The sequence below is a fragment of the Pseudomonas sp. JL23 genome (assembly GCF_056933585.1).
In genome coordinates, this window is the sequence record NZ_CM167795.1 from 5,078,736 (window position 1) to 5,091,897 (window position 13,162).

The window sequence follows — 13,162 nt, forward strand, 5'->3', positions numbered from 1 at the left end:
GCGTTAAAAAAACCCCGTCCTGGTGACGGGGTTTTTTATTGCCTGTCTTCCTTTGAGTGGAAGGAAAGGGGTGGGAGCGAATTCATTCGCGAAGAGGCCGGTACATTCGACGCACTTATATCGTCTGAAATACCGCTTTCGCGAATAAATTCGCTCCCACAAATTGCTCCCATAGATCGCGCGGTGCAACAGCCCACTGAAGCGAGGCAAAAAAAAGCCCCGCATCTCTCGATGCAGGGCTTTCGTTTACCGCTTTAAGCTACATCCTCAAACCACCGCAACCTGCCCGCTCATGGCAAGATCGAGCAGTTCGCGGTTGGCTACGGCGTACATGGCGTAGTCGGTGCCGCTGGCGGCACGCAGTTCGACCAGCATGGCGCGCCAGCGATCAACCATTGCCTTGTGCTGTTCCAGCCACAGGTTCAGGCGCTCTTCGACATCGGCAGGGCCGTCGGGCATTTGCAGGACCGAGACGGTGATCGCCCGTTGTTGCCAGTCGATATCGTCGCGGAATGCTTCCCGCGCCAGCGCCTGCCAGTTGTTTTCCACCGGCAGGTTGCTGATCTGTTGCAGGTACCAGGTTACGTCCAGGGCGCTGCCGACGGCGAAGTAGACCTTGGCCACTTCGGCCGCGTTCTGCCCGGTAACGTCCGACGCTTCGATGATCGGCAGCAGGGTGTAGAGGTGGGTCGTGCCCGCCACCATCCGCGCCAGCAACTCAGGCACGCCAGCATCGACGTATTCCTGATAGCGGGTCTGCCAGACCTGACGGGTTTCCCCTTCAAGCAGTTCATCGAGTTTCAGACCCAGGGCCGCGATATGCGGACCGAAGTGAGCCACATCACGACCGGCATCCAGTTCGTTGCGACGGCTGCGCAGGAACCAGCGCGTAGCACGACGACCCAGGCGCATCAGCTCGTCCATCAACGCCAGCTGGATTTCAGCCGGGACGTTGTAGTCCAGCGCCTCGATCTGACGGAACCAGTGCGGCAGGTGGAAGATATCGCGCACGATCACATAGGCACCGGCGACATTCGCCGCGCTCATGCCGGTCGACTCTTTGAGTCGCTGCACAAAGGTGATGCCCATGTGGTTGACCAGGTCGTTGGCGATCTGGGTGCTGACGATTTCGCGCTTCAGACGGTGCTGACGCATGGCACTGCCGTATTTCGCGCCGAGGGATGGCGGGAAGGCGGTTTCCATGTCGCGAGCCAGATAATCATCATCCGGCACGCGGGAGTCGAGCAGCGCTTGCTGGAGCTCGATCTTGCTGTAGGAGATCAGCACCGACAGCTCAGGACGGGTCAGCCCCTTGCCCGCCGCGACGCGCTCGTTGAGTTGCTCGTCGTTCGGCAGGAACTCGATGGCGCGATCCAGCTTGCCACGGGCTTCCAGGTCAGCAATCAGGCGTTTGTACTCGGCGATGCGCTCGTAGGCGCGACGGGCAGCCAGGGACAGGGCCTGGGTCTGCTTGTAGTTGTTGCCGAGGACCAGATTGCCCACTTCGTCGGTCATGCCTTCCATCAGCTGGTTACGCTGCTTCTCGGTCATGTCGCCGGCCTGCACCACTTCGTTGAGCAGGATCTTGATGTTCACTTCGTGGTCGGAGCAGTCCACACCACCGGCGTTGTCGATGAAGTCGGTATTGGTCGCGCCGCCCAGCAGGCCGAACTCGACGCGGCCGAGCTGGGTCATGCCCAGGTTACCGCCCTCGCCCACCACCTTGCAGCGCAGCTCGTTACCGTTGACCCGCAGCGCATCGTTGGCCTTGTCACCGACGTCTGCGTGGGTCTCGCTGCTGGCCTTGACGTAAGTACCGATACCGCCGTTCCACAACAGATCCACCGGTGCCTTGAGCAGCGCGTGCATCAGTTCGGTCGGGGTCAGCTTGTCGGCACTGATATCGAAGCGCTGCTTCATTTCCGGGGTGATGGCAATGCTCTTCGCGCTACGCGGGAAGATGCCGCCACCGGCCGACATGATGCTGGTGTCGTAGTCGGTCCAGGCCGAACGCGGCAGGTCATACAGACGCTGACGCTCGGCGAAGCTGCTGGCCGGCTCCGGATTCGGATCGATAAAGATATGCAGGTGGTTGAAAGCGGCGACCATCTGCAGTTTGTCCGACATCAACAGGCCGTTGCCGAATACGTCACCGGCCATGTCGCCAATGCCAATCACACTGATGCTGTCTTTCTGCACGTTGATATTGCGTTCACGGAAGTGACGCTGCACGCCGACCCAGGCGCCTTTGGCGGTAATGCCCATCTTCTTGTGGTCATAACCGGCCGAGCCGCCCGAGGCGAAGGCATCGCCGAGCCAGAAGCCGTAGTCGATGGCAATGCCGTTGGCGATGTCGGAGAAGGTTGCAGTGCCCTTGTCCGCTGCCACTACCAGGTACGGGTCATCGTCGTCATGACGCACGACGTTGGCCGGCGGCACCAGTTCGCCTTCCTTGAGGTTGTCGGTGATATCCAGCAGGCCGGAAATGAAGATGCGGTAGCAGGCGATCGCCTCTGCCTGAACCTCGTCGCGGCTGCCGGTAGTCGGCAAGCGACGGGGCAGGAAGCCGCCCTTGGCGCCCACCGGCACAATGACCGAGTTCTTTACTTGCTGGGCTTTAACCAGGCCCAGCACTTCGGTACGGAAGTCCTCTTCACGGTCGGACCAGCGCAGGCCGCCACGGGCGACGTTGCCGAAGCGCAAGTGCACGCCTTCAACACGGGGGCTGTAGACGAAGATCTCGAACTTCGGCACCGGTTTTGGCAGTTCAGGGATCAGGCGCGGATTGAACTTGAAGCTGAAATAGCTCTTGCTCTGGCCATTGGCGTCAGGCTGATAGAAGTTGGTCCGCACGGTGGCGCGGATCAGGTCCAGGTAGCGACGCAGAATGCGGTCTTCGTTGAGCACCTGAACGTCGTCCAGGGCACTGAGAATGGCCTGTTCCAGACGCTGTTGCTTGTCGTCCAGATCATCGGTGCCAAGCTTGCGCGCCAGATAGAAACGGGTCTTGAACAGACGCGTCAGCTCGCGGGCGATATCGGTGTGGTTGTTCAGGGTGCTGGCGATATAGCCCAGGTCGAAGCCCAGGCGAATCTGCTTCAGGTAGCGGGCATAGGCACGCAGCAGTGCCACGTCACGCCACGGCAGGCCGGCAGTGAGCACCAGACGGTTGAATGCATCGTTCTCGGCATCGCCGCGAACGATATGGACGAAGGCGTCCTGCAGGGTGTCGTTGAGCTGCTGGATATCCAGGTTCAGCCCTTCGCCATAGGTAAAGGCGAAGTCATGAATCCAGAATTCGCGGCCATTGCTGTGATGCAGGCGATACGGAAATTCTCCCAGCACGCGCAGCCCGAGGTTTTCCAGGATCGGCAGTACGTCGGACAGCGCCAGCGGGGTATCGGCATGGTACAGCTTGCAATGCAGCTGTGCCTTGTCGCCAGACAGTGGCTGGTAGAAGCTCATGACCAGCGGATTGGCATCGTTCAGACTGAGCAGATGTTGCAGGTCGACTACCGCCGAGTGGGCGGCGAAACGCTCGCGATAACCTGCCGGGAAGCCTTTCGGGAAGTCGGCCAGGACATTGGTGCCATGGGCTTCGCCGAAGCTCTCCACGACCAGGCTGGCGTAGTCGTCCTTCCACGAGCGGCAGGCCTGGATCACTTCGTTTTCCAGCTGCAGCGGGTCAATGTCCAGAGTCACCTTCGGGTCCACGCGCAGGATCAACTGCACACGGGCCAGTACCGACTCGGAGAAGAAGGTCCAGAACTCGCAGTCGCTGGCCTTGAGGCGCTCCATCAGCACCTGCTGGATCTTCTGTCGCACTTCGGTGGAGTAGATGTCGCGCGGCACATAGGCCAGGCAGTAGCAGAAACGTCCGTAGGGGTCTTTGCGCAGGAACACGCGAATCTTGTTGCGCTCCTGGATCTGCACGATGGACATCACGGTGTTGAACAGCTCGTCTACCGGGGTCTGGAACAGGTCGTCACGAGGCAGCACTTCGACCACCTGAGCCAGTTCCTTGCCCAGGTGCGCCTTGGCGTCGAAGCCGGAACGGCGCTCGACTTCGGCGACCTTGCGGCGAATGTACGGAATGACCCGCACGCTCTCGCCATACACCGAGGAGGTGTACAGGCCCATGAAACGGCATTCTTTGATCACCTTGCCGTCGGCATCGATCTGACGGATCGATACGTAGTCCGGGTAGGCCGGACGATGCACACGGCTCGGATGCGCGGCCTTGGCAAAGGACAGCAGCATCGGCTCGTTGAGGTAATTAACCGCATAGCCTTCGATATGCAGGTCGTCCTTGCTCAGGCCGACGCGCAGCAGTTTGGTCAGACCGAGGAACGAAGACGGGTCGTACTCGAGCTGGCCGCCATCGGCTTCGCTGCTGACGGTGAACTCTTCGTAGCCGAGGAAAGTGAAGTGGTTGTTGACCATCCATTGCAGGAAGGCCTTGATCTCCTCCTTCTCTTCGCCATCAACCTGATACGCACTGCTATCGATCCCGGCCAGCAGTTCATGCAGCTTGGCCTTCATCGGCTCAAAGTCTTCGACGGCCACCCGCACTTCGCTGAGCACCTGCTCCAACTCGCGAGCCAGCACGTTCAACTCGCTGGCATTGGCACAGCGGTCGATCTCCAGGTACATCAGCGACTCTTGCTTGACGTCGGCACCGGCACTGCTTTTTGGCAGCACTTCGAGCAACTCGCCCTGGCTGCCGCGACGCACGCTCAGCACAGTGGTTTGCAGGGTATGGATGCTGTAGCCGCGACGATTGAGCTCGGTACGCACCGAATCCACCAGGAACGGCAGGTCGTGATGCAGGACTTCAACGGCGGTATGGGTCGATTGCCAGCCGTGACGCTCGTAATCCGGGTTGTAGACACGCACCTGTGGCTGGGCGGGCTCGAAGCGCTCAAGCAGGCGCCAGGCCGAGAGTGTGCAGCCGACCAGGTCGGAGAGGCGACGCTGAGTCAGCTCATCGAGCGGCATGATGCCGAAAAATTGCTCAGCGAACAGCGCCACTTGTGGCAGTGCCTGTTCACTGATGTGCTGCGCCAGTGCTGCTTGCAGTTGATGCTGGAAGTCAGACTTGCTGGCTGCGGTGAAGAACGCCATCTGAGGTACTCCGCTTGTGCTTTTTTAGAGAGGAAGCTTGAAGGAAGTGTTGCCTGCGCATGCTGCGCCTGGGTGAACGGGCAGAAGCGCAGCATAGGCCAAAGAACTAACGCTTGCCGCGAACGACTCGTCACATTCAAATTGCGAGATTGGCAACGAAAAAGCGCACGCATTGACGCTACCGCTCATCTACCTTCCAGCTTAACGACTGCACCCACGCGGTTGCTTGCCATGCTGCGACATATTCAGTCATCAGCTTGCAAGTGGACCCGGTTGAAAAGTTGCAGGGTGTTGCGGGGTGAGCACCTGGATGGGTATGTTTTTTTCGCGGGTGCCGCCCAGCCGAGAATTTCCGGATGTATCCAGGCAGGCTGGTAAGCTCGCAGCGATTAGCCGACAAAAAATAATCAGGACAGGCAAAATTGCTTTTTGCCCGAACGTACGCTTGAAGGAACCACGACCATGCACATGACCACCGACAGCTTCATTTTCAATCCCTGCGACGAGGAAGAAGATGACATGGCACTGGTCTGTTGCCACGGCAGCGATGGTGACCTGTTCCTGCTGGCGCGGTTTCCGGACGAAGATGAAGTCGATATTACCTTTCGTGACGACACCATTCATGTCGCCGACAACCTGAAAGTCACGCTCAAACCCACACAACTACTGGTTGAAATCGATGCCGAGGACGCCGCGCCACTGGGCGGCGATACCCGCTACGAGATCACTCACAACACGCCCGCCGATGAACTGGCTGAGCTGGATGGGACGTTGCGCCTGATCCTGAAAGATGTGGGCAGTTATGTCAGCGAGATCGGCTGAGTCTTGATAGAGAAACCAGGCTATGTAGGAGCGAGGCTTGCCCGCGAAAGCAGTGTTTCAGATTCAAACAGTCATCTGAATGAACCAACCTCTTCGCGGGCAAGCCTCGCTCCAACGTGACCTGATTGTAGAATTCGGCAGTAAGCCTTAAACCGGCCGTGTAGGAGATTTCCTTAAGCCGTGTAGCCAAACCCTGAGTTTTCAACAAAAAACCCCGTACCCGTTAGTCGGCACCCCCCTGGATGGATTAAAGTATCGCCCCCAGCTCCGGAGTCCCCGGACACCGCGCAATACCTTGCCAGGAACCGTCACCGATGGAACATCGTGAAGCGCTCATTGCGCTGCGAACCTTTCTTTCAACGCAGATCCTCGGACAGGAAAAACTGGTCGAACGCCTCCTGATTGCCTTGCTCGCCGATGGCCATATGCTGGTCGAAGGCGCCCCCGGCCTGGCCAAGACCAAGGCCATCAAGGAATTGGCCGAAGGCATTGAAGCGCAGTTCCATCGCATTCAGTTCACCCCTGACCTGCTGCCTGCCGACATCACCGGCACCGAGATCTATCGTCCGGAAACCGGCAGCTTCGTCTTCCAACAGGGGCCGATCTTCCACAATCTGGTACTGGCCGACGAAATCAACCGGGCGCCAGCCAAGGTCCAGTCGGCCCTGCTCGAAGCCATGGCCGAGCGCCAGGTCAGCATCGGTCGCAGCACCTATGAGCTGTCGCCGCTGTTCCTGGTCATGGCCACACAGAACCCCATCGAGCAGGAAGGCACCTACCCGCTGCCCGAAGCCCAGCTCGACCGCTTCCTGATGCACGTCAAGATCGGTTTCCCCGATGCCTCGGTGGAGCGCAAGATTCTCGCCCAGGCCCGCGGCGAAGCCCTGCATGGCGAGACCAAGCCCGAGCGCCGGGTCAGCCAGCAGGCGATTTTCGCTGCACGCAAGGAAATCCTCGGCCTGTACATGGCCGACGCCGTAGAGGAATACCTGGTGCAATTGGTCATGGCTACCCGCACCCCGGCCAAGTTCGACCCGGAGCTGGCCGAATGGATCAGCTACGGCGCCAGCCCAAGGGGCTCGATTGCCCTGGACCGCTGTTCCCGCGCCCATGCCTGGCTGGCCGGACGTGATTTCGTCAGCCCCGAAGATATCCAGGCCGTGCTGTTCGATGTCCTGCGCCACCGCGTGATCCTGTCGTTCGAGGCCGAAGCGGCCGGTATCGATCAGGACCGGGTGATCCAGCGCATCCTCGATGTCGTGGCCGTCGCCTGACGCCATGCACACCTTCCTTCGCCAGCCGGGTATTCGCGTCAATCTCGCCGAACTGATCGAGATGCGTCACCGCGTGCGCGAGGTGCAGCTGTTTTCCACCCCCAGTCGGCGCAGCCCGCTGATCGGCCTGCACCACTCCAAGCTGCGCGGGCGTGGCGTGGACTTCGATCAGGTGCGGGTCTATCAGGCCGGCGACGACGTACGCAGCATCGACTGGCGGGTGACCGCACGTACGCAAGAGCCGCATACCAAGCTGTTTCATGAAGAACGCGAGCGGCCGATCTTTATCCTGGTCGAACAAAGCCGCCGCCTGTTCTTCGGCTCCGGGCAAATGTTCAAATCGGTGCTGGCCGCCCAGGCAGCGGCGCTGATCGGCTGGGCGGCCCTAGGCCATAACGACCGGGTCGGCGGCCTGGTGTTCGGCGACAACGAGCACTACGAAATCAAACCCCGGCGCAGCAAGCAGAGCCTGCTGCAATTGCTCAACCGTCTGGTACGGGTCAATCAGTCCCTGCATACCGAGATCGCCGCAGATCGCGACGCTTTCGGCATTGCCCTGCGCCGGGCTCGCGAGGTGCTGCGCCCGGGCAGTCTGGTGATCGTCCTGTGCGACGAGCGCGCGTTGTCCGATGCCGCCGAACAGCAACTGAGCCTGCTGTCGCGGCATTGCGATCTGTTGCTGCTGCCGCTGTCCGACCCGCTTGACCACGCCCTGCCCGCTGCCGGGTTGCTGCGTTTTGCCGAGCGCGGCGCCCAGCTGGAACTGGACACCCTCGATCCCGACCTGCGCCAGGCCTATCGCGCCCAGGGCGAATCACGGGTGGCTCGCTGGGACCTGCTGGCGCAGAAACTGCGGGTGCTGTTGATGCCACTGAGCACCCAGCGCGAAATGGTCGAGCAACTGCGTGAGTACCTGAACGCGCAGAAACCGGTAAAACAGAAATGAACCCGCTGGATCAGCTGCAGCCCCTGATCGCGCCACCGCCCATCGGCTTCTGGCCGCCGGCGCCCGGCTGGTGGCTGTTATTACTGCTGATCCCCCTGGCCGCCTGGGGCCTCTGGCGCCTGCGTCGTTTCCTGCCCGGCAAAGGCCAGGCCGCCCCCGCTGAACAGCCTCTGGACCCGGTGCGCCTGGCCGCCCTGGCCGAGCTTGAACGCTTGCCCAAACCCTATGACGGCGCCCCGGCCGGTGCCTGGCTGCAACAGATCAACGGCCTGCTCAAACGCCTGTGCCGCAACCACTATCCCTACAGCCAGAGCCACACCCTTAACGGGCGCAAATGGCTGGCCTTCCTCGACAACCGCTGCCCGGCCGCCGGGTTGACCCGCTGGATGGTGCTCGTCGAAGGCGCCTACAAGCCGGAATGCAAACTCGACGACAAGGCCATTATCGGCCTGACCCAGGCGGTCGACACCTGGATCCGCAAACATGTTTGAGTTCGCCTGGCCGTGGATCTTCGCCCTGCTGCCATTGCCCTGGGTGATGCGCCTGTTGCTGCCGGTGGCCGACAGCGGTGAGGCAGCACTCAAGGTCAGCTTTCTCAGCGACCTCGAAGGCCTGGTCGGCCGTCGCGCCCGGGCCAACCTGCCGGCGTGGCGGCAGCAGGCGCCGTTCCTGCTGCTGTGGTTGCTGCTGTTGATCGCCAGCGCCCGCCCGCAATGGCTCGGCGAGCCGTTGCCGATTGCCGCCAGTGGCCGCGATCTTTTGGTCGCGGTGGATGTGTCCGGCTCCATGGACTACCCCGACATGCAATGGAAGGACGACGACGTCAGCCGCCTGTCTCTGGTCCAGCACATGCTGGGAGATTTTCTCGAAGCCCGTCAGGGTGACCGCGTGGGCCTGATCCTGTTCGGCAGCCAGGCCTACGTTCAGGCGCCGCTGACCTTCGACCGCCGCACCGTCAGGGTCTGGCTGGACGAGGCGCGGATCGGCATCGCCGGGAAAAACACCGCCATCGGCGATGCCATCGGCCTGGCCCTGAAACGCCTGCGCCTGCGTCCGGCCCAGAGCCGGGTGCTGATACTGGTGACCGACGGCGCCAACAACGCCGGGCAGATTGATCCCCTGACCGCTGCGCGCCTGGCCGCCGATGAAGGCGTGAAAATCTACCCCATCGGCATGGGCGCCGATCCCGACAAGGAAGGCGGCCTGGGCGTACTGGGCATCAACCCGAGCCTGGATCTGGACGAACCGACCCTCAAGCAGATTGCCGACATCAGCGGCGGTCGCTACTTCCGTGCCCGTGACGGCCAGGAAATGGAAAAGATCCGCGCCACCCTCGATGCTCTGGAACCGGTCACCCAACAACCGACCCAGGCCCGCCCGGCGTTGCCACTGTACCAATGGCCACTGGGCGCAGCTCTATTGATGAGCCTGGTCCTGGTGATTCTCGAACGCTGGCCGAACAATGCCCTCCAGCGCCTGCTCAACCAGAAACGCTTTGTGCGTGATGGCCAGCGCTGGCGCGAACGGATCAAACGCTTGCGGAGGCGTCGATGAGCGCGCTCTGGCCGTATTGGTACCGTCCCTGGTGGCTGCTGCTGTTGCCACTGCTGTGCTGGTTGCTGTGGCAACTCTGGCATCGGCAGAAACGCGCCGGCCGCTGGCAGATGATTCTGCCCTCGGCCTTTCATAGCGTGTTGCTCAATGGTGGTCGTGGCCGGGACAGCAAACTGCCATGGATCGCCCTTGGTCTGGCCTGGCTCCTGGCCTTGCTGGCCCTGCTCGGCCCGGCCTGGCAGCGCGTGGAACAGACCAGTCAGAAACCCGCCGACCCGTTGGTGGTGCTGCTGGAACTGACCCCGGAAATGCTTGCCACCGACAGCCCGCCCACGCGCCTGGATCAGGCCCGGCACAAGTTGACCGACTTGCTGCAACTGCGCAGCGACTCCCAGACCGCCATCGTCGTCTATGCCGGCAGCGCCCACACGCTGGTGCCGCTGTCCGACGACCAGGCCACCAGCCGCAACCTGCTGGAAAGCCTCAAGCCGGCGCTGATGCCAACCCCCGGTCAGCGCGCCGACCTGGCCGTGCGCAAGGGCCTGGAACTGCTCAAGCAAGGCGACCTGGGCCAGGGCCGCCTGCTATTGATCGGCTCGTCCCTGAGCGAACAGGAACGCCGAGGCATCGAGCAAGCACTGGACAATCAACCCGTGCCCCTGCTGATTCTCGGCATTGGCACCAGTGAAGGCGCCCCGGTGCCCCAGGACAAAGGCGGCTTCCTCAAGGATGATCAGGGTGCCATTCTCGTGCCACGCCTGGACAGTGCCATGCTCAAGGACTTCGCCAGCCAAGTCGGCGGCAACTACCGCCAGGCCCGCCTGGACAACGACGACCTGCACAGCCTCGGCCTGCTCGACGCGCCCCATGAAATGCGCAGTAATGGCCAACTTGTGCAACTGGACAGCTGGGCCGACCAGGGCTACTGGCTCCTGCTGCCACTGTTATTACTGGCCGCCTGCGCCGGTCGCCGAGGCTGGCTGCTATGCCTGCCGCTGCTGTTTCTGTTCCCTCAGGACAGCCAGGCCTTCGAATTCCAGGACCTGTGGCAACGCCCCGACCAACAGGGCCAGCGCCTGCTGCAACGGCATCGCCCTGCACAAGCCGCGCGCCATTTCGAAAACCCGCAGTGGAAGGGCCTGGCCCTCTATGAAGCCGGGGACTACGCTGGCGCCGCTCAGCGCTTTGCCGAAGGCAATACTGCCGCCGACCACTACAATCGCGGTAACGCCCTGGCCCGTAGTGGCGAACTGGAGGCAGCGCTCGACGCCTACGAACGCGCTCTGGAGTTGCAACCCGAGCTGCAGCCGGCCTTGAAGAACAAGGCCCTGATCGAACAGGTGCTGCAGCAGGAAGCCGAACAGTCCAACGCCAACGAGCCGGAAGAGGAAGAAGAGCAACCCCCTGAAGCCGAGGACGACGAACAGGGCAGCGACAGCGCACCGTCCGAGGCCAGCAGCGCGACCCCGCAGGATCAATCAAGCCCCGAACCTGATCAGGACACCAGCACCGGCAGCCCGCCGGACAAAACCGCAGGCAACACCTCGGCCAATTCGCCACTGGACGACAGCGAAGAAACCACCCGGCCGCCCCTGCAGCCTGCAGACCCGCATATCGACGGCGAGCGGCGCCAGGCCCTGGAACAGTGGCTGCGGCAGATCCCGGACGACCCGGGCGAGCTGCTGCGCCGCAAGTTCTGGTACGAACAGCAACAGGAAAAGACCCGATGATGCGCCGCCTGTCCATTGCTTTACTCAGTCTGATGCTGAGCCTGCTCAGCCTGCCGGGCCAGGCCGCGGAGCTGATCGCCAGTGTCGATCGCGCGCGCCTGAGTTCCGGTGAAACCGTCGACCTGACCCTGGAAACCAGCGATGTCACCCAGTTCGGCAAGCCCGACCTGTCGCCCCTGGACCCGTCTTTCGACGTGCGCGGCACCCGTCAGCTCAACAGCCTAAATACCCTCGATGGCGGCCAGGCCACCACCCGCTGGATCATCACCCTGCTGCCCAAGCAGAACGGCAGCGTGACCATCCCGGCCCTGCAACTGGGCGAGCTGAAAAGCCAGCCCATCGAACTGCAGGTGGTCCCGGCCGAACCGCAAGAGCCGGGCAGCCAGCTGACGCCGGTATTCATCGAAGCCAGCCTCGACCAGGACCACGTCTATGTCCAGGCCCAGGCCGTGCTCACCGTGCGCATCTATCACTCGGTGTCGCTGTTCGACGACAGCAGCCTGAGCCCGTTGCAAATGACCGACGCGCGGATCGAAAAGCTGGGTAACTCGCGCACCTACGAGAAGCAGATCAATGGCATTCGCCATGGCGTCATCGAAATGCGCTTTGGCATCTACCCGCAGCAAAGCGGCCAGTTGACCATCCCTGCGCAGATATTCAGCGCCACCCAGGTGCAGGATTCCAGCAATGCAACTACAACGACCGGTTCGCCGCAACCGGGCAAACGAGTGCAGGTCAGCTCGCCGGAACAGACCCTGACGGTCAAGGCCAAGCCCAGCGATTACCCGGCCGACACCCCGTGGCTGCCGGCCCGCAGCATTGATTTGAGCGAAACCTGGAGCCCGGAACCAGGCCATAGCCAGGTCGGCGATGCCCTGACTCGTACCATCACGCTCAAGGCCGACGGCCTGTCCAGCGCCCAGTTGCCACCCTTGCCGGTCACCGAAATCGGCGGCCTGCGCCGTTATCCCGACCAGCCGCAACTGAGCAACCAGAACAGCGAACGCGGACTGGTCGGCAGCCGTGAAGAACGCGAGGCACTGGTGCCGGGTCGTCCCGGTGCCATTGATCTGCCTGCGGTCGATGTGGTCTGGTGGAACACCCTGGAAGACCATCTGGAGCACAGCAGCCTGCCTGCCCGCGCCTTGCAGGTCGGCATCAACCCGAGCCTGGTGGTGGATGCGCCGGTCAGCAACGACAATAGCGGCGTCACGGTGATCGGCCCGCCGGTCTGGCCATGGCAGCTCAGTACGCTGTTTTTCATGTGCAGCACCCTGCTCGGCTTCGGCCTGTGGTGGCGCGGGCGCTGGCAACCGGCCCTGCCGCGCTCGGCCCAGACCGGCCCAAGCCCGCGCACCGTGCTCGATGACCTCAAGCGCGCGAGCCTGGCCAATGACCCCCATGCCACCCGCCAGGCCCTCGACGCCTGGGCGCGGCAACAACCGGAAACCCTGGCCGACATGGCCGCCCGCTTCGTCCCGCTGTCCGATGCCCTCGATGGCCTGAACGGCGCGCTGTACAGCGAAACCGGGCAACTGTGGCTCGGCGAAGACCTGTGGCGGGCGGTCCGTACCCTGCCCGCTCTCGAACGGCCTGATGACTCGACCGGCGACAGCGGCCTGCCGCCGCTCTATCCGAAATAGCGGCCATTCATCAGGCACAATAAACGGCTTTCTCGTAGGAGCGGCTTTAGCCGCGAGAGCGCTCTCCCG

Annotated in this window: 8 protein-coding genes; 7 read left to right on the forward strand and 1 reads right to left on the reverse strand. The window is 62.3% G+C overall.

The annotated features are described in order from the left end of the window. Nucleotides 1-267: 267 nt before the first annotated feature. Complete coding sequence (locus AC1Z24_RS23430) at nt 268-5,124, reverse strand: NAD-glutamate dehydrogenase (RefSeq protein ID WP_483742909.1); 4,857 nt, start codon at nt 5,122-5,124, stop codon at nt 268-270. Between the two features lie 462 nt (nt 5,125-5,586). Between AC1Z24_RS23430 and AC1Z24_RS23435 the strand changes: the two genes are divergently transcribed. The 7 genes from AC1Z24_RS23435 (at nt 5,587) to AC1Z24_RS23465 (ending at nt 13,093) form a co-directional block, all read left to right on the forward strand. Beyond that, nucleotides 5,587-5,946 (forward strand): hypothetical protein, encoded by a 360-nt coding sequence (locus AC1Z24_RS23435; protein WP_483742910.1) that lies wholly within the window; start codon nt 5,587-5,589, stop codon nt 5,944-5,946. 314 nt (nt 5,947-6,260) lie between these two features. After that, nucleotides 6,261-7,220, forward strand: coding sequence for an AAA family ATPase (locus AC1Z24_RS23440; protein WP_259102507.1), 960 nt, complete (start codon nt 6,261-6,263; stop codon nt 7,218-7,220). After that, nucleotides 7,201-8,166: a DUF58 domain-containing protein gene (locus tag AC1Z24_RS23445; protein ID WP_409033904.1), complete on the forward strand. Its 966-nt coding sequence runs from the start codon at nt 7,201-7,203 to the stop codon at nt 8,164-8,166. Before AC1Z24_RS23440 ends, AC1Z24_RS23445 begins: the two co-directional genes overlap by 20 nt. After that, nucleotides 8,163-8,657 (forward strand): DUF4381 domain-containing protein, encoded by a 495-nt coding sequence (locus AC1Z24_RS23450; protein ID WP_259102509.1) that lies wholly within the window; start codon nt 8,163-8,165, stop codon nt 8,655-8,657. The genes AC1Z24_RS23445 and AC1Z24_RS23450 overlap by 4 nt, the downstream gene beginning before the upstream one ends. Continuing rightward, the gene (locus tag AC1Z24_RS23455; protein WP_483742911.1) at nt 8,650-9,720 is read left to right on the forward strand and encodes a vWA domain-containing protein; all 1,071 of its coding nucleotides are present in this window, start codon (nt 8,650-8,652) and stop codon (nt 9,718-9,720) included. The genes AC1Z24_RS23450 and AC1Z24_RS23455 overlap by 8 nt, the downstream gene beginning before the upstream one ends. Beyond that, entirely contained in the window at nt 9,717-11,450 is a 1,734-nt protein-coding gene (locus tag AC1Z24_RS23460; RefSeq protein ID WP_483742912.1) for a VWA domain-containing protein, read from the forward strand. The genes AC1Z24_RS23455 and AC1Z24_RS23460 overlap by 4 nt, the downstream gene beginning before the upstream one ends. Then, nucleotides 11,450-13,093 carry a BatD family protein gene (locus AC1Z24_RS23465; protein ID WP_483746698.1) on the forward strand — a complete coding sequence of 548 codons (1,644 nt, stop codon included), beginning with the start codon at nt 11,450-11,452 and terminating at the stop codon, nt 13,091-13,093. The genes AC1Z24_RS23460 and AC1Z24_RS23465 overlap by 1 nt, the downstream gene beginning before the upstream one ends. Nucleotides 13,094-13,162 lie beyond the last annotated feature (69 nt).

Bases quoted from the DNA above. Each gene is read 5' to 3' on its own strand.
- AC1Z24_RS23455 (WP_483742911.1), top strand. From the start codon at position 8,650: ATGTTTGAGTTCGCCTGGCCGTGGATCTTCGCCCTGCTGCCATTGCCC.
- AC1Z24_RS23440 (WP_259102507.1), top strand. From the start codon at position 6,261: ATGGAACATCGTGAAGCGCTCATTGCGCTGCGAACCTTTCTTTCAACG.
- AC1Z24_RS23430 (WP_483742909.1), bottom strand. From the start codon at position 5,124: ATGGCGTTCTTCACCGCAGCCAGCAAGTCTGACTTCCAGCATCAACTG.
- AC1Z24_RS23445 (WP_409033904.1), top strand. From the start codon at position 7,201: ATGTCGTGGCCGTCGCCTGACGCCATGCACACCTTCCTTCGCCAGCCG.
- AC1Z24_RS23460 (WP_483742912.1), top strand. From the start codon at position 9,717: ATGAGCGCGCTCTGGCCGTATTGGTACCGTCCCTGGTGGCTGCTGCTG.
- AC1Z24_RS23435 (WP_483742910.1), top strand. From the start codon at position 5,587: ATGCACATGACCACCGACAGCTTCATTTTCAATCCCTGCGACGAGGAA.
- AC1Z24_RS23450 (WP_259102509.1), top strand. From the start codon at position 8,163: ATGAACCCGCTGGATCAGCTGCAGCCCCTGATCGCGCCACCGCCCATC.
- AC1Z24_RS23465 (WP_483746698.1), top strand. From the start codon at position 11,450: ATGCGCCGCCTGTCCATTGCTTTACTCAGTCTGATGCTGAGCCTGCTC.